The organism is Geoglobus acetivorans (genome assembly GCF_000789255.1).
GTDB classification, from domain to species: domain Archaea; phylum Halobacteriota; class Archaeoglobi; order Archaeoglobales; family Archaeoglobaceae; genus Geoglobus; species Geoglobus acetivorans_B.
Map to the genome: position 1 here is coordinate 560334 of NZ_CP009552.1, position 20854 is coordinate 581187.

At 40.5% G+C, this 20854-nt stretch carries 21 protein-coding genes; 19 read left to right on the forward strand and 2 right to left on the reverse strand.

Annotation, left to right across the window (positions count from 1 at the left end; translation table 11 throughout):
• Positions 1–8 precede the first annotated feature (8 nt).
• The 18 genes from GACE_RS03230 (at position 9) to GACE_RS03320 (ending at position 18210) form a co-directional block, all read left to right on the forward strand.
• Entirely contained in the window at positions 9–623 is a 615-nt protein-coding gene (locus tag GACE_RS03230; RefSeq protein ID WP_048093582.1) for a flagellin, read from the forward strand.
• A 56-nt stretch (positions 624–679) separates the two neighbouring features.
• Positions 680–1504 carry a hypothetical protein gene (locus tag GACE_RS03235; RefSeq protein ID WP_048091142.1) on the forward strand — a complete coding sequence of 275 codons (825 nt, stop codon included), beginning with the start codon at positions 680–682 and terminating at the stop codon, positions 1502–1504.
• A 24-nt stretch (positions 1505–1528) separates the two neighbouring features.
• The gene (locus GACE_RS03240) at positions 1529–1990 is read left to right on the forward strand and encodes a hypothetical protein (RefSeq protein ID WP_048091144.1); all 462 of its coding nucleotides are present in this window, start codon (positions 1529–1531) and stop codon (positions 1988–1990) included.
• Between the two features lie 5 nt (positions 1991–1995).
• Positions 1996–2469 (forward strand): hypothetical protein, encoded by a 474-nt coding sequence (locus GACE_RS03245; protein ID WP_048091146.1) that lies wholly within the window; start codon positions 1996–1998, stop codon positions 2467–2469.
• 16 nt (positions 2470–2485) lie between these two features.
• A complete protein-coding gene (locus GACE_RS03250) occupies positions 2486–3208 on the forward strand; it encodes an ATPase domain-containing protein (RefSeq protein WP_048091148.1) in 723 nt (240 codons plus the stop codon).
• Positions 3209–3248: 40 nt separating this feature from the next.
• A complete protein-coding gene (locus GACE_RS03255; protein WP_084063656.1) occupies positions 3249–5138 on the forward strand; it encodes an ATPase, T2SS/T4P/T4SS family in 1890 nt (629 codons plus the stop codon).
• An 11-nt stretch (positions 5139–5149) separates the two neighbouring features.
• Positions 5150–6787, forward strand: a complete 1638-nt coding sequence (gene flaJ / locus GACE_RS03260) for an archaellar assembly protein FlaJ (protein WP_052400199.1) — start codon at positions 5150–5152, stop codon at positions 6785–6787.
• A 36-nt stretch (positions 6788–6823) separates the two neighbouring features.
• Positions 6824–7465: a hypothetical protein gene (locus GACE_RS03265; RefSeq protein ID WP_048091150.1), complete on the forward strand. Its 642-nt coding sequence runs from the start codon at positions 6824–6826 to the stop codon at positions 7463–7465.
• Positions 7462–8136 (forward strand): histidine kinase dimerization/phospho-acceptor domain-containing protein, encoded by a 675-nt coding sequence (locus GACE_RS03270; RefSeq protein ID WP_148305907.1) that lies wholly within the window; start codon positions 7462–7464, stop codon positions 8134–8136. The genes GACE_RS03265 and GACE_RS03270 overlap by 4 nt, the downstream gene beginning before the upstream one ends.
• Positions 8137–8462: 326 nt before the next feature.
• Positions 8463–11669 carry a methyl-accepting chemotaxis protein gene (locus GACE_RS11385; RefSeq protein WP_158413792.1) on the forward strand — a complete coding sequence of 1069 codons (3207 nt, stop codon included), beginning with the start codon at positions 8463–8465 and terminating at the stop codon, positions 11667–11669.
• A 37-nt stretch (positions 11670–11706) separates the two neighbouring features.
• Positions 11707–12174, forward strand: a complete 468-nt coding sequence (locus GACE_RS03285) for a chemotaxis protein CheW (protein ID WP_048091156.1) — start codon at positions 11707–11709, stop codon at positions 12172–12174.
• Positions 12175–12176: 2 nt separating this feature from the next.
• Positions 12177–12986 (forward strand): CheF family chemotaxis protein, encoded by an 810-nt coding sequence (locus GACE_RS03290; protein ID WP_048091158.1) that lies wholly within the window; start codon positions 12177–12179, stop codon positions 12984–12986.
• A 5-nt stretch (positions 12987–12991) separates the two neighbouring features.
• A complete protein-coding gene (locus GACE_RS03295; protein ID WP_048091160.1) occupies positions 12992–13354 on the forward strand; it encodes a response regulator in 363 nt (120 codons plus the stop codon).
• Complete coding sequence (locus tag GACE_RS03300; RefSeq protein ID WP_048091162.1) at positions 13351–14394, forward strand: chemotaxis-specific protein-glutamate methyltransferase CheB; 1044 nt, start codon at positions 13351–13353, stop codon at positions 14392–14394. The genes GACE_RS03295 and GACE_RS03300 overlap by 4 nt, the downstream gene beginning before the upstream one ends.
• A gap of 1 nt (position 14395) precedes the next feature.
• Positions 14396–16330 carry a chemotaxis protein CheW gene (locus tag GACE_RS03305; RefSeq protein ID WP_048093588.1) on the forward strand — a complete coding sequence of 645 codons (1935 nt, stop codon included), beginning with the start codon at positions 14396–14398 and terminating at the stop codon, positions 16328–16330.
• Between the two features lie 4 nt (positions 16331–16334).
• A complete protein-coding gene (locus GACE_RS03310; protein WP_148305908.1) occupies positions 16335–16943 on the forward strand; it encodes a chemotaxis protein CheC in 609 nt (202 codons plus the stop codon).
• Positions 16940–17416, forward strand: coding sequence for a chemotaxis protein CheD (locus GACE_RS03315; protein ID WP_048091164.1), 477 nt, complete (start codon positions 16940–16942; stop codon positions 17414–17416). The genes GACE_RS03310 and GACE_RS03315 overlap by 4 nt, the downstream gene beginning before the upstream one ends.
• Complete coding sequence (locus GACE_RS03320; protein WP_048091166.1) at positions 17407–18210, forward strand: CheR family methyltransferase; 804 nt, start codon at positions 17407–17409, stop codon at positions 18208–18210. Before GACE_RS03315 ends, GACE_RS03320 begins: the two co-directional genes overlap by 10 nt.
• Positions 18211–18248: 38 nt before the next feature.
• Here GACE_RS03320 and GACE_RS03325 read toward each other — a convergent pair whose 3' ends face one another.
• Complete coding sequence (locus tag GACE_RS03325) at positions 18249–18656, reverse strand: bacteriohemerythrin (protein ID WP_048093592.1); 408 nt, start codon at positions 18654–18656, stop codon at positions 18249–18251.
• 469 nt (positions 18657–19125) lie between these two features.
• A complete protein-coding gene (locus tag GACE_RS03335; RefSeq protein WP_318249281.1) occupies positions 19126–19446 on the reverse strand; it encodes an ArsR family transcriptional regulator in 321 nt (106 codons plus the stop codon).
• A gap of 133 nt (positions 19447–19579) precedes the next feature.
• Between GACE_RS03335 and GACE_RS03340 the strand changes: the two genes are divergently transcribed.
• Complete coding sequence (locus GACE_RS03340) at positions 19580–20485, forward strand: IS481 family transposase (RefSeq protein ID WP_048090325.1); 906 nt, start codon at positions 19580–19582, stop codon at positions 20483–20485.
• Positions 20486–20854 lie beyond the last annotated feature (369 nt).

The window sequence follows — 20854 nt, forward strand, 5'->3', positions numbered from 1 at the left end:
TGATAAGAATGAAGGGTAGGTTTGTTAAGGACATAAAGGGTTTTACGGGTCTTGAGGCTGCAATAACTCTGATAGCGTTCATAACAGTTGCGGCAGTGTTCAGCTACGTACTGCTTGGAGCCGGTTTCTTCTCGACCCAGAAGGGTCAGGAGGTCGTCCACACGGGTGTTCAGCAGGTATCATCAAGTATGGAGATAGTTGGATCGGTCATAGGGTACGGCAACACCACAAGTAATGAGCTTAAAGGAACTGTGTTCACAATCCAGCTTACTGCTGGAGGTCAGCCAATCGACCTGAGCAAGACAGTCATAACGATTGTCAACCCCAAGGACGGACAGAGTGTGGAACTCAAGTATAACGCCAGCACAACATCTTCACAGGATGCTGCGACCGCAAGTCAGTACGGTGTATACTGGGTCACAACCGTTAACACCGGCGGGGCTGACAGCTACCTTGAGGAATTTGAGAAGGCCGAGATATACATCGACCTTGAAGCTGCTGGATTTACTCTCAATCCAAACGAAGTGTTCCTGATTGAAATCAAGCCACCAATGGGTGCGACATATCCGCTCGAGCTTAAAGTGCCACCATCCATCGATCCGACAATGGTCCTGCTGCAGTAACTGACTCAAAGCTTTTATTTTTTATTTTTGGGTTTCTTCTAAAGAGGTGATAGAGAATGCAGGAAGGGATAGACGAAAGTGTGGTAGACGACATCCTGAAAACTGCTGAAGCAGACACTCCCGAAGGAAAGCTTGAGAAGCTGGAAAAAGAGGTGGACTTGATAAAAGGTTCGATCAAAAAGCTGCTTATTGACATAAGGGAGACATTGAACAACATAGAAAATCCGTTTCAAAACCTTCAGAGTCTTGCTGAAGGTTTAGGATATGCTGCATCTCAGGCCCCACCCCCTCAGCAGATACAGATAATACCTGGAAAACCTCTTGAAGAACAGATGGAAGAGGAAACACAAGAGGCCCAAGAAACGCCTGCTGAAGAAGAAGCTGAGGTTCCTGCTGAGCCTGTGGGAGGTGTTAATGGAGATATGAGAGGGGTTAAACCTTTCCACGATAATATCACGTCTCAAGATAAAGTAGAATCAGAAGAAAAATCAAATGGAGGTGAATCTATTGGGATGGAGGTAATTCAGCCTGAGTTTGGGGCATTAGACGATATGGGCAAGGATATGCTTTTTGCTGATAAGAAGCTTTTAAAGTATGATATTGAAGTGCTCTTTGAAATAATGGGCTGGGTAAGGGGCATGCTTGAAAAATATAGCATCGAATCTCTCAAGCTCATGCTGGGGATCTTTGAATCCGCAGGATATATAAAAGAGGAGACGGCAGAGTTCGTGTCACAGATTGCTGATCTGATAGTCATGAACGATAACTTCGAAGAGATTGTCTTCGAGCTGTACAGGCTTTACAAGATTCTGTACCCTGAGGACAGAACAATTGATTCCAAAGTGCTTAGCCTGATACTGGATAGAAAAATAGTGATGTAAATATGTCAAACGGGGAGGTAACCTATGAGGGAGGTGATAGAAACATACATCCTTGTAATTGCGACGGTTGTGGCTGTATCTTCCGTTAGCCTGGCAATGCTTCCAACTGTAAACGATTTAGCACATTCTTATGTTTCTTTAAGCAACAATTTAAACGATAAAGTCAAAACCGACTTTGAAATTATATTTTCCTCAGCAAATGATACGCAGGTAACAATATGGGCTAAAAACACAGGAGATGTCTCTCTGTCTCTGGATGTTATAAACATGAGTGATGTATTCATAACATCCAGCACAGATAACTACCACTATTCTTTCAACTCACCTGAAGTGCAGACGAGCATTGTCAATGGAGATGGAGATTCTTACTGGGACAAAGGCGAGACACTGATGGTTTCAATAAATACCACCCTCCCTCAAAACGAATACTCTGTGGTAATGATACTGTATAACGGAGTAAAGGCGAGTGATGTTTTCTCGAGGTGATGTAAATGGGGTTCCATACCATTATTGCCACATTGATAATCACCGTGTTTCTAATATCCCTTGCGTACACCCTTATAGCTGGAAACACCAGCCTGGCAGATACGACTCTTGAGGGCTATAAGGGGGGCGTTAAATCTGAAATTGATAAACTCAGAACGGATATAACGTTGATAAATGTTTCTTATGACCCGGTTTTGGGGGTACTGACGACTTACGTGAAAAATACAGGTGCGGAAAAGTTTTCCAATTTCAATAAATTCGACATGTTCATCTATGGTACAACAACAAGCGGAGCCACGATTACAAAGTATTTGACCGCAAATTACACGATAGTCAACGAACTGATCAACCCGAACATATTCGACCCCGGTGAAATTGCTTCCGCAAATGCGACTGTATTGCTTGATAACGGCACGTATGTATTGCAAGTATGCACTCCAAATGCGATCTGCAATGTTCTGGATTTTGTTGTTGGTTGATTGGGGGTGGTGATGGATGGACATATTCGAAGATGAAGAAAACAAGAATATTTTGACCAGTGGAAACACTGAAATAGATAAAAGGCTGGGTGGTGGAATTCCCTTAGGTTCATTGACATTAATCGAAGGCGAGAACGATACAGGTAAGAGTGTTTTATGCCAGCAATTCGCTTACGGGGGACTCCTCAACGGACTGGAAATTGCATACTATACAACAGAGAACACCATAAAAAGCCTGCTGAGACAGATGGAATCACTCAGTCTCGACATATCTGACTTCTACGCGTTTGGATATGTCAGAATATTTCCTGTCCATATCGAAGGTATTGACTGGAGTACTGAACAGATGAGAAGGATTCTAAACCTGGTCGCCAACCATATGAAGGTCATAAAAGAAAATGTGATTATAGTGGATTCATTAACGATGTTCACAACATATTCGACTGAAGATGACGTGCTCGAATTCCTTACCCGACTGAAAAACCTTGCAGACAACGGTAAAACGATATTGATCACATTACACCAGCATGCTTTTAAAGAAGATACTCTCGTCAGAATCAGATCAGCATGTGACTGTCATCTGTTCCTTCGAAAGGAGCAGGTTGGTGAGAGGTATGTAAGCGTCCTTGAAGTTGCAAAAATAAGAGGGGCCAAGAAGACCACAGGAAATATTGTAAGCTTTGAGGTCCATCCTGGATTCGGCCTTAAGATCATACCTGTGTCTGAGGCGAGAACATAAGAATGATATATCGAGAAAACGTTGTGTATTGGATGCGAATATGACAGACAGTAAACTTGAATTCAGTTACAAGCCCAGGGAGCTTAAACAGGGTGTTGTGGCTAATTTCCCGTTTAAGCCCAAGCAACTCGAAGATACACATAGCCACGAGAATCTTCAGAGCTGTGGAATCTACAGATTGCTGCCTGAAAGGATGAAAAGAGAGGTGGAGAAAAATCTCCACCTGCTTGAATATATTCACATTCTCCCGATAGACAAGATTGGAATACCGAGATTTGCCCCAAAGCTCGACAGGAAAAAGCACGGAGACATGGATAATCCAAATCTTATCTACCCCGCTGACGAGCAGATATATATTCATATTTATCCGGATAAGAATGATGTCAGGAATTACTACATTCCAATAGAGCCGACACTGCTAACTGGTGTTGAAGACCTGCTGAAACAGGTAGAACTGAAGCTTGTTGATTACATAACTGACATCGAATTTGATCCTGAAGACGAGGCTGTAAAAACCAGAATTCTGAAAGATGCTCTTAAAGAGATATGTGAAATCGTCGATAAAAGTGAGCTTGCTGAAAAAGGTATTGCGAACGATGTTCAGGGCAAATTGAGTCTCGCACCATCTCCAAAAATAAAATTTGGCTTCTTGTCCAGACTATTCAGCAAAAATGGGTCATCCAAAATCGACAAGATTTATGTAACTGAACAGCAATACAAGGCGCTGGAATATGCACTAATAAGGGATAAAATAGGTCTCGGTGTTCTTGAACCATATATTCGAGATAAATACATAGAGGATATTTCATGCAGCGGTCTCGGTCCAATATTTATTGAACACAAGATCTTCAAAGGGTTGAAAAGCGTAATTGAATTTAGAGAAGAAGAGACGCTCAACAAATTTATAATAAAGCTTGCTGAAAGGATTGGCAAACCAGTCACTTACAAAGACCCCATAGTCGATGCTACCCTGCCAGATGGAAGCAGAATTAACATAGTGTACGGCAACGATATTAGCAAAAACGGAAGTAATTTTACAATAAGAAAGTTCAATGAAACACCATTTAGCGTCTTACAGCTAATAGAATTTGGTTCTCTCGACTATATGATTGCAGGATATCTTTGGCTTCTGATAAGTGAAGGTATGAGTGGATTTATCTGCGGAGAAACTGCAAGTGGTAAAACCACATTACTCAATGCGATAACAGCATTTATTAGGCCTGATGCTAAAGTTGTCACCATTGAGGACACTCCTGAGCTGCAGGTACCCCACAGAAACTGGACGAGAGAAGTCACCAGAGGCAGTACGAGAGGTGGTACACTTGGCGAAGGGAGTGGCTCAGATGTTACAATGTTCGATTTGCTCAAAGCGGCATTAAGGCAGAGGCCCAATTACATACTCGTCGGAGAGATCAGAGGTGTTGAGGGCAACATTGCATTTCAGGCCATGCAGACGGGTCATCCTGTCATGTCCACGTTTCATGCTGCCACTGTGGAAAAGCTCATCCAGAGACTTACAACCGAGCCCATAAGCGTTCCAAAAACGTTTATCGATAACCTAAACTTCGTAGTTATTCAGAGTGCCGTGAGAAGACCTGATGGAAAACTCGTAAGAAGGGTGTTGAGCGTAAGCGAGATAATTGGGTACAACCCACAAAAAGGTGGAGTATCATTTATCGAAGTTTTTCAGTGGGATCCTGTAACAGACACTCATGTTTTTACCGGATTTGGTAGCTCGTATCTTTTGGAGCAGAAGATAGCCACTCGACTCGGCATTCCACCTAATAAGAAGAAAGTGATTTACCAAGAAGTCGAAAAAAGAGCAAAAATACTGAAAAAATTGCACCAGGAAGGCGTAGTGGACTTCTACGAGTTCTTTAGAACACTGTCGAAGATACAGAAAAGCGGTCTGCTGAACATAAAGGTGTGAGGTGGATACGTATGGAATTCAAGACATCTAAGATATTCAAAACCAAAAAAAGTTTCAGACAGAAGGAAATAAACATACCTCTGTTTGCAAACATAGCCAGGAAACTAAAAGAAATGAGTGAAGAGAAGCTAATGGATAACGATCTACTTTTCACACTCACATACATGGCATCACTATCAACTGCAAACCTGAGCAGAGATAAAATATTTGAACTCGTTGCCGAAAAAAAGGAATACAGTCCCAGCAAGTACTTCAAACAAATTCGCGATTTGACTCAAAACTGGCATTATGACTATGCAACGGCATGTGAGCTTATAGCAGAGAAAGTAAAGCATAAAAGGTTGAAAGAGCTTCTTAACAGATTTTCAAATGCCATAGCGTCTGGAGAACCTGATGAAGAATTTATAGAGCGAGAATGGAGAACTTTCAAGACCGTGAGAAAGGACGAGTATCAGAGGAGTCTTGAAAGCCTGAGAAAGTGGACCGATGCATATGTGTCTATCCTTGTCTCCACCACATTGATTTCGGTGGTTATCCTGCTTTCCATCGTAATCTACAGCGTTAGCGATCCCCTATCAATGATACTCACAGCGATATTCTCAAGCCTTGCATTTTCGCTTTTTGGAGTTTTTATGCTGTATAAGGCGACGCCAAAAGACGCAAAGACACACAATATGCCAATAAAATCAAAGGAACAAACGACAATCTCAAGGCTACAAGTACTGCTTTTACCAATTTTTCTCGCGGCGTTACTTGTTTTTTCGATCTTACCTGCCGTATTTAATCCCGAAATGGAAATACTGGGCATTGATGCAAAAGGAATTGGTCTTATAATTTCAGGTTTCGTTTTGTTACCACTGGGAATAATTGGTTACAGGGATGACAAGAAAATCAGTAAAAGGGATGAAGCGTTCACCAGCGTAATCCGAGGCCTTGGTGCAACAATTTCCGGTGCTGGAGTCGGAATGGCCGAAGCCCTGTCAAGGCTGGACAAAAAGAATCTGGGTGAACTGAAAGACCTCGTCATGCCATTGCATAAGAGATTGAGTCTCGGACTGGATCCAAAGATAAGCTGGGACAAATTTACCGGCGAGAGTGGAAGCTATCTAATAAGCAAACTTACACCAATATTCATTGATGCAACGGATATGGGTGGTGATGCGAATTTAGTCGGAGAGATTGTGGGTTCTTCAAACCTGGAGATGGTCCTCTTAAGACTTAAAAGAGACCTGATCTCTAACGGTTTTATAAACTTGGTAATCCCGCTGCACGTTTCGATGGTTGGTTTGATACTTTTTATCACAAAAATACTTGAGAAATTCACGAGTCTGATTTCAAAAATGTTTGAGTCTCAACTCTCTACTTTTGGAAGTGCCTCGGATATTATGAGCAAGACTGGACTGGCAGGTATGAACTTTGGACTTTTCAGTGCTGTGCCAGTTGGCCTTTTTGAGATGTATGCACTCTTTGTCAGCCTAATTCTGATTCTCTCAAACGCTCTGTCAATGAAAATTGTAAAGGGAAGTGCTAATTACATGATGTACTTCTACATCAGCATTTTGATGATACTTTCGGGCATAATATTCATATTTGTGCCAATAGGCGTAGATTGGGCGTTTTCATTCCCCTCGTTAGCGGAGGCGGGTTAAAATGGCCAGAATGGTAGTACTGGGAGGTGGATGAGTATGTGGGAAATAATTGTTGGAGTCGTATTCGCAGTTGTGGCTATTGCTGTGCCACAGCTACTGTCCAAAAATAATCTGAGCCTTAGGCTACCAAATATAAAAATAAAGAAAAACGTGGACGAAGAGATCAAAAAAATTGACCAGGTGCTGGAGAAAGTTGCTTCAGAAGGCATAAAGAAGGGTGCTGAATCAAATCCTGGCAGTACAGACGACGCAAGCCCAATTGACGAACTCGGCGTGAAAAATGTAGAAGTGCAGGAAAATCTGCTCGAAGAAATGGATACTGCGAGTCAGATAAACACACCTGAAGCAGTTTCTGAGGAAACTGAAGATCTCCCTGGATTGCCAGAGCTTGGACAGCTGGATGACTTGTCTATGGAAGATGTTGAGGAGGAGATTTCCATTGTTCCTCTTGAAGAGACTGACGAAGAAGACTATGATGAAGATGAGGGTGAAACGAAAATAGAATTCGATGAAGAGGATGATCTGATCTCCAGCCTTGCGAAAGAAGTTCAGGTAGAGGAAGAGGAGGAGATAGACCTGCTCAGAGACCTCAAAGGGAAAAAATTTGCTGCTGAGGAGCTTGAATCTGAATTGAATGAAATATTGACGAAATTAAAGTCCCTGCAGGGAGTGTCATGATGGATAGCAACTCTGCAAGAATTAGTGAACTGCTTTTCAAAGCGTTTGAAATAGCAATCAATGTATGGTTTCTTAAAGATAGAAAGGATATTTTCAAATACTTTACAAGTAAAATTTCTGAACTCGACATCTGCACGGCCGTTATAATTCTGGATGGTTCAGAAAAGTATACTATGTTAAAAGAGGATGTGAGCACATGCAGATATTTAAACTTCCAGCCAAAGTTCGTCAACATTGTTCCGTGTAGCAGGTGCAATGGGAACACAATGCATGATTTTTTGTTCACAATGCCCCTTTCCGAAGATACGTCGATATACATATTTATAAAAGAGGACGAAAACTTCGAAGAGGCTGTTCAAGTTTTCAGTGATCTCACGAATTTTTTGATCAAGGTTGTCGAATCAATTGAAGCAAGAGAAAAGCTGGAAGGCGCTTTAAATCAGTTAAATGCCAATCTGGAGTATTTCCAGTATCTTGCAGACAGGTTGAGGAATGCTCTTGCCGTCATTCTTGGCGTTGCTGAACTTGAAGACGAGATAGAATATAAACAGGCCATACGTTTTATCAAGGAGAGCAGTCTAAAAATGAAAAAAGTTCTTGACGAAATGCATGAATATGAATCAAAAACTAAAAAGAATTTTGATGAAATTCTATCTTCTTTTGAGGATTAAAAGTACAAGCGAAGCGGTTAGAAGAGCAGAGTAGAAGTTTATAACCGGATCAAATTTATCATATAGGCTCAACCACCGATAAGTGAGCATTACTGAGGAGAATACAGCTATCGCTGAGAAACTTATGTCTGTCGGGCTTATTTTTTGCGCATCCATTACTTTAGTTAAACATAAAATCAGATATATAATTTACTTTCCACACTGTGCTTACATTTTTGCAATTGCATTTTTGAAATTTCACAATACCACTTTCGGATTTTGGATTCGCTTTCTCAAAGCAATCTTTATTATTATCTTAAGAAGTTAATTTGCCTGAGGTGGTGAGCGTGGATGATTTAGAAAAACTCCTCTCTGTTCTAAATGACGAAGAGACAGTTTCAAGACTCAGGTCAATTATAGAATCTGGAACATTTGCCAAAAGGGAGAACGACTGCAACAAAGAGAAAACAGAAATTAAAAAACTAAAAAATGAACTTTCTGAGAAAAACAAAGAAATAGAGTCTCTAAAGAAGCAGCTCACGAGTAAAAAAGATGGCTCAGCCGTATTGATAAGGGCGATTTTCAAAAATCTTCCAGGAATAGTGATTTTTGTAGACAGGGATGGTAGAATCGCTTATGCTAACGATAATGCTGCCAGACTTGCAGGGTATGAGACTGGAGAACAGTTAATCGGAAAAAAACCGTCTGATTTTGCAGTGATCCATCCAGATTACGAGGACGTGGGCAGGGAGATGATCAATAGAATAAAAAGCGGAGAATCAGTCGAAATTGGAGCAAAAATCATAGCCAAGAATGGGTTTGAGTTTTTTGCAGAAATAAAAGCATACCCCGTGTACATCGACGGTAACTACGTTGGCTACGTTGAGTCATTTTACGATATTACTGAACTCAAACAAAAAGAAAATGAGCTTAATGAAAGGAGAGAGTTCGTTAAAAGAGTCTTTTTCAATCTACCTCAGCCCATCTATGCAGTATTCGTAGATTCGGATGGTAAAATCAGATATGTGAATAACGAGCTTGTCAGACTGGCAGGATACAATGACGCGAATGATATAACCGGGAAAAATATAAGTGAAGTAATCATATCAAAAACGGAGGGTAACCTTGTCGAGCGTGTATTGAGAACGGGTAGACCTGTCGTCGGATTCGAGGACGAAATAATGGTGGGTAATACAAATTTTCCGGCAGTGATCTCATGTGTGCCTGTTTTTGGTCAGGAGAATAAACTCGATGGTGTGCTTTATACGTTTATCGATGTCACCGAGACAAAGGAGAAGGAAGAAGAAATTAAAGAGATTCTCGACAGTATCCCTGTCGCTGCGTTCATGGTCGATAAAGACCACAAGCTGAGATACTGGAACAAGGCAGCGGAGAAGCTCACAGGTGTTAAGGCTGAAGAAATCGTTGGTACAGATAAACAGTGGATGCCATTTTACAAGGAGAAGCGCCCCATTCTCGCAGATCTGATTATAGACAATCCCAAGGATGCTGAGAAACACTACGACATTGTTAACAGGTCCGACATAGCAGATGAGGCCTACGTTGTTGAGACGTGGATTGATGTTAAAAACGGAGAGAGACGTTACGTAAAGGCCACTGCAGCACCTATCTATGATATAAACGGTAATCTTACCGCAGTTGTAGAAACTGTTGAAGATTTGACTGAAATTAAACAAACATTGTCCTTCATAGAGCAGTTTGTGAAAAACATACCCTATCCAGCGTATCTTCTGTTTGTGGATGAAGATGGTATCATAAGATACTGTAATGACGAGGTGGCAAAGCTTGCAGGATTCGAAAAAGCCGATGAACTTATTGGAAAACACCCCAGCGAGGTCTTCCACACTGTCGGTGGAAAGACTGTGGCAGACAGAGTAATTGAGACGAAAGAACCTGTAATAAACCTTAGAGCAACCACAAGAGCTGTCAACGGAGAAGAGATACCCGTACTGGTTTCATGCGTTCCAATGTACATTGACGGTAAATTCGTCGGAGCGATAGATGTTTTCATGGATGTTTCAGAGGTTAAACAGAAAGAGGAGGAAGTAAAAACAATACTCAATGCAGTTGCCACCCCGGTCATAAAGGTGGATCGGGACTTTACAATTACTGCTGCCAACAATGCCACTGAGAAAGTTCTTGGGATAAAGTTGGATGACATTATAGGTAAGAAATGTTACGAGCTTTTCAGAACAGATGACTGTAATACCGAAAAGTGTGCGGTCCATAGAGCGATGGTCACCGGGGAGTCAGTAACCGAAGAGACAATTGCAAGATATAATGGAAACGAAACTCCCATAATGTACACCGGATCACCCATAAGAAACGAAAAGGGAGAGATAATTGGAGCTGTAGAATATGTTGTTGACCTGAGTGAAATTAAACAGAAAGAAAAGGAAATCGAGGATATGCTCAAATACGTTAGGTCAAACCTTGAAAAACTTAGCTATGGAATCAAGGAACTTCAATCAGGAAATCTCGATGTGAGACTTGAAAAAGAGAAGGATGATGAGTTTGGTGATGTTGTTGACACATTCAATACTCTTGCCGAAAAGATGGAAAATATAGTTGTGAAACTTGTATACGGTATGAAAAACGTCAACGAGAAGCTTAACGAGACTGACGAAGCGCTCACCCAGATGAATTCAGGAATGGAACAGATCAGCTCTGCCTCTCAGCAGATTGCAACCGGAAGTGAAAATCTATCAAGACTCGCAAACGAATCGATGGTGCATCTAAAGGAATCAGAAAAAATGTTCAAGGATCTCACAGAAAAAGCTGTAGAATTCACACATACTTCCAAGGTCGCATCGGAAAATGCACAGAAAGCAGCGGAGGTTGGTGAAAAGGCACTGAGTGCAATCGAGCAGATTGTTGCTGAAGTGGATGTTGCAGCCAGTGTTGTGCAGGCTCTTGAGGAAGCAGTCATTAAAATAGGAAAGGTTACAGAGAAAATCAAGACGATTGCAGATCAGACCAACCTTCTCGCATTAAATGCAGCTATCGAGGCAGCAAGAGCTGGAGAACACGGCAGGGGATTTGCAGTTGTTGCAGATGAAGTCAGAAAACTAGCTGAAGAGAGCCGGAAGAGCACTGAAGAGATAAATGAGATTGTCTCAAAAGTCCAGGAGGAAACCAAGAAAGTTATCAATGCAACAAACGCTGTGAAAGAAGCGAGTATGGAAGGCAGTGCCAACATTACTGAAGCATTAAATAAAGCGAGAGATATAGGCAATTCTGTGATTGAAATCAGTAAAATGCTTGAAACAGTGGCAGATGCTGCTCAGAAGGGGCTGGAAAAGATAGAGCAGGTAGCTAAGAACTTTGAGGAAGTCGCATCAACGGCTGAAGAAAACGCTGCAAGCAGCGAAGAGACTTCAGCAGCGATTGAGGAGCAGACTGCAGCAATCCAGCAGATCAACCTTGCTATGGCAAAGATAAAAGACATTGCTAATGAAACGTTGAATACGATGATTGAAACATTTAAGTCAAGCAAGGTTGCTCAATCCAATAACCTGTTAGATGAGAAATAGTATCCACTGCACCTAAATTTTTTTATGGGTGATTAGGATGCAGGAAGTTATAAGAAGCAACGATAATGTTCAAGTAATAGTGTTCACACTCGGAGAAGAGAGATACGGAGTAGATATCTCGCAAGTCAGGGAGATAATCAAACCTTCAGAGATTACGAGGATTCCAAACGCCCCCGATTTTGTAGAAGGAGTGATAAACTTGCGAGGGCAGATTACAACAATAATCAATCTCAGAAAGCGTTTTAACATGGAACCAAAACCAATAGACAACAATACAAGAATTATAGTCGTGGAATACGATAATGCAGTAATTGGCATGATGGTCGACAATGTAACTGAAGTCAAGTACCTTCCAGTCTCGGAAATTGAGGAGCTTCCCCAAGTCATTACTTCCCGGAGTGAAGCAAGATTTCTAAAAGGCGTTGGAAAGCTACCGGATGGTCTCTTAATACTGATTGACCTGAATAAAGTTCTGAGCGATGAAGAATATGAAAAATTGAAGTGACTATGCCGGAAAAAGTTCTACTCAAAACGCCTGTGGAACTGTATGAAAACGGATGGATTCAAAAGGAGGCCATACTATATAATGACGCTATAATGGTTGGTGGATTGAATATCCTATTCAAGGAGATAAAAGATGTTGAATTAACCAGTTACAACGGCAAGACTGCTATAAGGCTACAGACGAATAATGGCGAGTTTTTTTTAAATTTCGGAAGTAAACAAGGCCAGATTTTTAGATTTCTCACATTCAACTTAAAGGCGGATCGTTTTGCAGTATATTTTATTTCGCCCGCTATTCGTGGTGGAGTAATCGTGAGCGATGCAAGGTGGGAAAAAGGATACCTTGCCATCACTGAAAATGCAATATGGTTCCTATCGCCCAACAAACAGATAAGAATTCCGTGGGATAATCTGGGGTCGGTGGGCAAAGAACTTAAGACAGTAAATAAAAAGCAACGTGCAGTGTTAAAGGTAACCCATGTAGAGAAAAATGAAGTAATTACGAGTTATGTCTTGTGTCCTGAAACTACGCTGGAGCTACTTGACCAATATATAAACCAGTTACTGGACAGGCAAAAACCAAGAGAGAAGCTCTCGGAGATAGAAGAACAGATACTCACAATGGTTTATTCGGGTGTGGATTCAGCAGGTATAGAGTCAATATTGGGGATACCTACGGAAGAACTGAACAGATATTATGACCGCCTAATAGAATTAGGATTAGCCAAAGTTGTTAAAATACGGAAAGAAATAGAATTGACCCCCAAAGGGGTAAATCTCGTAAATGATGCTATGAAAAAAGTGGTGGGGTGATCTAAATGCCGAAAGTTTTGATAGTGGACGACGCAGCATTTATGAGAAAACTGCTGAGAAATATACTGTTTACAGGGGGATTTGACATAGCTGGTGAGGCCGAGAATGGAAAACAGGCTGTGGAGATGTATAAACAGCTGAGACCTGACGTAGTAACAATGGATATTGTTATGCCAGAAATGAACGGGATCGAGGCACTCAAGGAGATAAAAAGGATGGACCCAAGCGCTAAAATTGTCATGTGTACTGCAGTTGGACAGGAACAGATGGTCAAAACAGCAATTAAACTCGGTGCTAAGGGTTATATCGTAAAGCCTTTCCAGGCTCCGAAAGTTATTGAGGAACTCAAAAGAGTGGCAGGAATATGAAAGTTTTAGTAGTCGATGATTCGGCACTGATACGGAGATCTGTTTCCGAACTATTGTCCAGAGAAAACATCGATGCAGTCACAGCCAAAAATGGTCTTGAGGCTGTTGAAAAAACGCTCCAGTTAAAACCGGATATCATAGTTTTGGACATCAACATGCCTGTTATGGATGGTTTAACTGCTCTAAAACTCATAATGGAAAAGAAACCTACCCCCGTAATAATGTTTAGCTCATACACCAAAGAAGGCGCCAAAGAAACAATAGAAGCCCTTAAACTGGGTGCAACGGATTTTGTACCCAAACCGGATGGAGTGGCGATAGACATATCGGAGGTGAAAGACGAACTTCTGGCCAAGATACGCGCAATTATGAAGACTCCACCCAATTTGATAAGACTTCAAAAGCTTAAGAAAATTAGAGAAGGTCCAGTTAAGGGGACCTGGAAGGAGAAAAACAGGGACGTGGCGGTTCTTATCGGGTCATCAACGGGTGGACCCAGTGCCCTTGAAATGGTTATCCCTAGGTTGCCAGACGATTTACCAGCTCCAGTATTCGTTGTCCAGCACATGCCACCGCAATTTACAAGACAGCTTGCAGACAGGCTGAACAATATATCTGACATAAATGTCAAAGAGGCTGAAAATAACGAACGGGTGAAAGATGGAGTGGTGTACATTGCCCCTGGTGGGTATCACATGGGAGTAAAAAAGATAATGAACGTTACCAGAATAAAAATAATCGACGGCATGTTAGTAAATGCCGTAAAACCCTCAGTAGATGTGACTGCTGAATATCTGGCAGAGGTTTATGGTGGAGACACTGTTGGTGTAATACTGACAGGAATGGGTGAAGATGGGGCAAGAGGGCTGAAAAAAATCAGAGAGCTCGGTGGGTACACTATCGCCAGCAGTGAGGATACGTGTGTTGTTTTTGGGATGCCAAAAGCGGCAATTGAGATTGGTGCAATAAATGTCGTGAAACCGGTTTACGAGATTGCCGAGGAGATTGTTAGACGTCTTGAGGTGATGATTTGTGGATGAAATGGAACAGTTCAAGGAGGAATTCATACAGGAGACGAGAGAATACATAGATGCCATGAATCAGCAATTCATTGATCTTGAAAAAGGAGACCTTCAGGCGGTAAATGAGATTTTCAGGCTTGCCCATACAATTAAAGGCATGGCAGGTTTTATGGGTTATAAAAGAGTTGAAGAGCTATGTCATAAGCTTGAAAACGTAATGGGAGCAGTAAGAGATGGTAAAATTCAGATAACCAGCGATATTGTGGATGTTCTTCTATCCGCTATTGATTTGCTCGAAGTCCTTGTCGATAAAATAGAAGAGGAGGGTAATGACCACCAGGATATATCACAGGTGATTACTGAACTCCAGAGAATACTTAAAGAGGACGTGAAAATTGAAACCGGAGGACGCCAGAAAACTGAAAGAATACACGAAGACGAAGCCAATATCCGCATAAACATAACCTTAGCAGAAGACTGTGTCATGAAGTCTGTAAGGGCTCTTCTGATTATTGAATCTCTTAAGGAGATAGGAGAAATTGTCGGAACAGTTCCTGACGAAGATATGATGGACAGTGAGAGATTTGATGGCCGATTTACAGTACTGATGAAGGCGGATAGATTACACGATATAAATGAGGTCCTCTCGAAAATCGGAGAAATTGAAAAATTCGAGGTTGAAGAGATTGTATCTCAAAACTCCAAACTCGAGTCGAAAGAGCAAGTAGATGCCCCAAATAGAAAAGAAAAGAGCGATTCATCAGTTCAAACAAAAGCAGACATTGCCCCACATCCGAAAAAAGAAAAGAAAATTGAATTTATACGGGTAAGTATTTCCCAGCTGGACACTATCATGAACTTGGTTGGTGAACTGGTAATAAACAAGGGAAGATTGCTGCAGATATCCTCTGATTACGATATCCCTGAGCTCAAGGAGGCAGTTTCTATTATGGACAAAATAATTTCGAACCTGCAGGACGAAGTTATGGAAATGAGGATGGAAAAAGTGGAGAGAGTTTTCAGTAAATTCCCAAGAATGGTGAGAGACCTTGCTAAAAAACTTGGTAAAAAAGTGGAACTTATCATGGAGGGGCTTGATACGGAACTCGACAGAACAGTCCTTGATCAGATTAATGATCCTCTAATACACATAGTCAGAAATTGCGTAGATCACGGCATTGAGTATCCCGATGAAAGAAAAGCATCTGGAAAGAGTGAAGTTGGAAAAATACGGCTTTCAGCTTGGAGAGATAAGAACTACATAATCATTGAAATTGAAGACGATGGTAAGGGACTGGATACAGAAAAGATTAAGAAAAAGGCTATTGAGAAGGGTCTGATTTCACCTGATGAAGCAGAAAGGATGAATGAAGATGACATAAAAATGCTGATATTCATGCCTGGCTTTTCTACAAAGGAGAAAGCAAGTGAGATCTCCGGAAGAGGGGTTGGCATGGACGTTGTGAAAACCACTGTAGAAAAACTTGGAGGATCAGTAAAACTATTCTCTGAAAAAGGCAAAGGCACAAAAATCCGAATACAGCTTCCGCCTACAGTTGCCATTATAAAATCGCTCCTCATACGGGTTGGAAACGAGACATACGCGATTCCAATATCAAACGTGGTTGAAGCAATATATGTAACGAGCGATTCCGTCAAAAATATTCATGGCTCGGAGTTTCTACTGGTAAGGGGAAAACTCGTTCCAGTATTTAGACTGAGGGATCTTTTCAAGATAAATGGTTCAAAATCTGAAAAAGAAGTTGGCATCATTGTAGAAAAAGAAAATGAGAAATATGTTTTGATTGCAGATGCTATAACAGATCAGCAGGAAATAGTAATTAAGCCGCTCTATGGTCATTTAGCCAAGATTAAAGGTTTCAATGGAGTCACGATACTGGGCGATGGAAAAGTAGTCCCAATTCTTGATGTTTCAACACTGATTGGGGGGTGAAAATGTGTCCAAGTTCGAAAACCTAACAAATGAAGAACTTGACATTTTAAGAGAGATGGGTAATATCGGAGTTGGGAACGCATCTACAGCCTTAGCCACGATGCTTGGCAGACCGATAAACATAACGGTGCCAGAGGTATATTTGCTGAAATTTTCAAATTTGGATAAAGTCATAAAACCAGATGAGATAGTGGTTGGAACTGTTGTGGGGCTTAGCACCATAGATAATGATAATTCTGGATTTCTATACATGATATTTCCCCAGGATTCTCCAAACAAGCTCGCCGAACTGTTGATAGGTGACTCAAGTGATGAAAGCATGGTCGAATCAACAATAATGGAAATCTCGAATATTCTTGCATCCCATTTCTGTGATGGGATTGCAAACATGCTCGATACTGTATTGATCCCCACTCCACCCAGCTATGCCAAAGATTACTCTGTTGCGGTCATTGACGCACTCCTCGCACAGATTGCCGATAGAACTGACAACCTTATAATTTTCGAAACCGACCTGGTAGATCAAGATAATGCAGTAGACATTCTCTTAATGCTGATACCAACTGAAAAATTCTTTGAATATATAATGCAGCTATTAGAGATGGTAAAATGATCCACGAACACTTAATAGGCATAGGTGAGTTCAGAGTCGTAAAAGGACTGGCAGTACTTAAAACCATAGGGTTAGGCTCCTGTATCGGTCTTGCACTTTATGACCCATACAACAAGGTTGGCGGTCTTGCACATGTCATGCTTCCGAATTCCAAGAATGGTACCGTCAAAAGTGCAAAGTATGCAGATCATGCCGTGGAAATGATGCTCAGCGCAATGAAGAGGCTCGGTAGTAAGGAGAGCAATATTGTCGCAAAACTTGCCGGGGGAGCACAGATATTCAAACACATGAACATGAATTTGCTTAAAATTGGCGAAAGAAATGTTGATGCAATAAAAAACATCTTGGAGAGTCAGGGAATAAAAATCGTTTCAGAAGACGTTGGAGGAGAAGTTGGAAGATCAGTTTACTTCTATACAGATAGTGGGAAAATGCTCGTTAGATACAGCAACGGTGTAGAACTATGGATATAGCATTCAAGATGCTTATAAGCTACGTATCAAAACAATCGGGCATAGACTTAAACCAGTACAGAGAAAGTTACTTAAAAAGGCGTATTGAGCTGAGAATGAAAGCTACGGGAAACAAAACATTTGAAGAATATCTCAGTTTTCTCAGAAAAAACGGTAAAAAAGAGATCGAAGAGCTGATAAATACAATTGCCATAAATGTAACAGAATTTATGCGAGATGTAACCCCATTCAAGTTTTTCATGGAGAGGATATTGCCAGATATTGCTAACAGAAAACACAAGGTTAAAAGCAACATGCTACGTTTTTGGAGTGCGGGATGCTCGAATGGTGAGGAGCCATACAGCATTGCAATATGCATCTACGAATCTCTCGGCAGCGACTGGTTGTTTACGATATATGCAACAGATATTGATTTGGACTCGTTAGAAAAGGCAAAAGAAGGATATTATGACGCATCACAATTGAAAAATCTGAATAAAACCCTCCTTTACAAATATTTTGAAAAAGAAGACGATGGATATCGAGTGAAAAGTTTTCTGAAGAGACATATCCGGTTCAAAAGACATGACCTGACCACTGACACTCCTGTATCTAAATATCTTGACGGAATTTTTTGCAGAAATGTGATCATATATTTCAACGATTCGCAAAAATCCAAGATATTCAATGATTTCTACAATGCTCTCGTAAACAGAGGTTACTTGATCATAGGTAAAAGTGAGACTTTACCTTCGGAGTTCAATGACAAATTTAAATGTATCAACCTAAAGGACAAAGTATATCAGAAGACATAATACCCTTGAAGGACAATACTTCTGGAATATAAAAAATATCAGTAAATTCCTTTGTTGTTGAAAAAAGGACCATATTTCTTATCTGAGTTTAATATGTGGTTTGTCAACCAACTTTTTAAAAAGCTGAGGACTTCCATTGTTAACGTCAGCTGTCCATCTTCATACTTTTTCTTAAACTCACCAACTTTGGATACAAACTGTTCATGTTCTGCCTTGTGCTTAATGTATCCCGGATAGTTATATTGTTCCATAAGTTTTTCTTCCGTTGAAAAATGAGTTATTGTGTATTCAACCATATCATTCAGCAATTCGCCCATAATTTCTTTCCCCTTTCCTTCAAGCATTGCATCATGCAGTCTATTTATCATGGAAACAAGCTTCTTATGCTGCTCATCAATCTCCTTAATGTTAACACTAAAACTTTCATTCCATGAAATCAACGCCATGCTCATTACCCCCTTTACTATACTATTCTGGTTCAAGTTCGTGGTCTTAAATTTTACTTTCAGACCTGAAAGTAAATTTAAGTAACTAAGGTATTACGTAACTTGCACGCAATTCAAGTTCTGAACAGCAAACTTATGGCGACCACAACTAAAAGAACCATAAGAACTATCATGATAAACACTTTTGCCATACTTTTCAAAATATGGTTCGTTTCTTTTAAAGATGCAGGCATATTGGCATCCTCTTCTGAAAGAATCTGATGATACATAATAAAAACAATACCGATTACAATGAGGGAGATAATGCCCAATGTAGCCATACTTTTCATATTCTATCAGAATTAATCACAACACCATACTTAAACTTTGCTCGTGAATGAAGGCAGATACAATATACAAAAAATCATTACCAAACGAATTTGCGATGTTGCGGTTAGGCAGCCTACCAAAATTTGTTAAAAAGATCGGTTCAATTTTCAATTAAAGCTGCTAACCTCTTTAAGTCCTCCAAGATTTCAATAGCACCAATTCCTACATCGGTAAGGAAATAATAATCGCCTTCCTTATCGACCATGTTCAGAGATTTCAATTCTTTCAGATGCCTACCAAGAACACCAGGATTCAAACGTGTTTCGAACATTATTTGTGAGAATTTCTTCTCCCCCCGTTTTAGACAGAATAGTATTTCTGGAACCCCTCTTTTTGAAATCGTTTTCAGAATTCCTTTGAAAATTTCAAGTTCTTTACTCTCAAACTGGCTTATCACCATCAGTTCCTGAGGCGAGATCATCGCACCGACACCCCACATCCTCATCATTATTGTTAGCTTGATATAGCATAGGAAATCCTGGTATATTTACTTTTCGAAACAAATCGAGAGATGTCTTTTCCCGAAATTATTTCCCACTTCAACAAACCCCCATGTGAAACTTGACGAGAAAGCGATAAAATGGATTATCAGAGAGAAAGGGAAGGGTACACCGACAAAGGAGATAGCAGAGATCGAAAACATAACACCAAGAAGAGTAAATCAGATCTACAAGCAATACAAAGATACTGGAGAAATACCAAAGCCAAAGAAACCAGGTAGACCTAAAAAAGAACTATCAGAAGAAGAAATAGAAGCCATAAAAGAAGCCTATGAAGAGTACAGGTGTAATGCAGTAGTTCTCCAAACAATCTTAAAGGAAAGAGGTTACAGAATAAGCAAGAACAAAATACACGAAGTGTTGAGAATGAACGGCTATGCTAAGGAGGAGAAGAACAAGAAAAAGCGTAAAAAGTGGATAAGGTATGAGAGAAAGCACTCTATGGAATTATGGCATGCAGACTGGTTTTTCTATAACGGGAAGTGGATAATTGCTTATCTGGACGATGCTTCCCGTCTGATTACTGGTTACGGAGTATTTGATAAAGCAACATCTGAGAATGCCATAAAAGTGCTAAAAGAAGCCATGGATGATTATGGCAGGCCGGAATCAATCCTGACGGATAGAGGTACTCAGTTCTACGCATCTGCAGGGGAGAAGAAGGCTAAAGGAGTATCTAAATTTGAGAAATTCCTTGCAGAGAATGAAATTAAGCATATTGTGGGTAGGGTGAATCACCCACAAACGAATGGAAAGATAGAGAGGTTCTATGGAACGCTGGAAGCTAAAATCAAGTATTTCGATACAGTAGATGAATTCATGGAGTGGTACAATCACAAAAGACCCCACATGAGTCTCAACTTAGATGAACTGGAGACTCCCTATAAAGCATTTTTGAGAAAGTTGACTCCTGAGAGAATATTGAGTTATTCGTGGAGGTGGTTTGATGGTGGGAAATGATTTTAGGAAACTACAAAACAAATCGAGAGATAATATATGCTCAAATGTAGATTACTTGAACAGAAAGATACGAAAACAAGATTCAAAGCACCAGATTAATTATCTCATAGTAGATATAAAATAATTAAAGACTAAAATATAGCCAACAAAAAACAGTTTGGTTAAAGCAACTGTATATATAAACACTTTAGGGGGTGCCAATAAAACTTATCGGTGGCGGCGGCATCGTTGATAAAACGACTATTCCGGCACCCCCAATTTAAATTTATGGTCGGGAGTAATAGATAAACTTTTTGGTGATTTTTCGAAAGATGGTGGGTTTGCGGAAATCCTGGACGCCTGACAGACAGTATTTATAAGTTTTAGTCA

Coding starts and splice junctions, on each gene's coding strand:
- GACE_RS03230 (WP_048093582.1), top strand. CDS start 9: ATGAAGGGTAGGTTTGTTAAGGACATAAAGGGTTTTACGGGTCTTGAG.
- GACE_RS03235 (WP_048091142.1), top strand. CDS start 680: ATGCAGGAAGGGATAGACGAAAGTGTGGTAGACGACATCCTGAAAACT.
- GACE_RS03240 (WP_048091144.1), top strand. CDS start 1,529: ATGAGGGAGGTGATAGAAACATACATCCTTGTAATTGCGACGGTTGTG.
- GACE_RS03245 (WP_048091146.1), top strand. CDS start 1,996: ATGGGGTTCCATACCATTATTGCCACATTGATAATCACCGTGTTTCTA.
- GACE_RS03250 (WP_048091148.1), top strand. CDS start 2,486: ATGGACATATTCGAAGATGAAGAAAACAAGAATATTTTGACCAGTGGA.
- GACE_RS03255 (WP_084063656.1), top strand. CDS start 3,249: ATGACAGACAGTAAACTTGAATTCAGTTACAAGCCCAGGGAGCTTAAA.
- flaJ (WP_052400199.1), top strand. CDS start 5,150: ATGGAATTCAAGACATCTAAGATATTCAAAACCAAAAAAAGTTTCAGA.
- GACE_RS03265 (WP_048091150.1), top strand. CDS start 6,824: ATGTGGGAAATAATTGTTGGAGTCGTATTCGCAGTTGTGGCTATTGCT.
- GACE_RS03270 (WP_148305907.1), top strand. CDS start 7,462: ATGATGGATAGCAACTCTGCAAGAATTAGTGAACTGCTTTTCAAAGCG.
- GACE_RS03285 (WP_048091156.1), top strand. CDS start 11,707: ATGCAGGAAGTTATAAGAAGCAACGATAATGTTCAAGTAATAGTGTTC.
- GACE_RS03290 (WP_048091158.1), top strand. CDS start 12,177: ATGCCGGAAAAAGTTCTACTCAAAACGCCTGTGGAACTGTATGAAAAC.
- GACE_RS03295 (WP_048091160.1), top strand. CDS start 12,992: ATGCCGAAAGTTTTGATAGTGGACGACGCAGCATTTATGAGAAAACTG.
- GACE_RS03300 (WP_048091162.1), top strand. CDS start 13,351: ATGAAAGTTTTAGTAGTCGATGATTCGGCACTGATACGGAGATCTGTT.
- GACE_RS03305 (WP_048093588.1), top strand. CDS start 14,396: ATGGAACAGTTCAAGGAGGAATTCATACAGGAGACGAGAGAATACATA.
- GACE_RS03315 (WP_048091164.1), top strand. CDS start 16,940: ATGATCCACGAACACTTAATAGGCATAGGTGAGTTCAGAGTCGTAAAA.
- GACE_RS03320 (WP_048091166.1), top strand. CDS start 17,407: ATGGATATAGCATTCAAGATGCTTATAAGCTACGTATCAAAACAATCG.
- GACE_RS03325 (WP_048093592.1), bottom strand. CDS start 18,656: ATGGCGTTGATTTCATGGAATGAAAGTTTTAGTGTTAACATTAAGGAG.
- GACE_RS03335 (WP_318249281.1), bottom strand. CDS start 19,446: ATGATCTCGCCTCAGGAACTGATGGTGATAAGCCAGTTTGAGAGTAAA.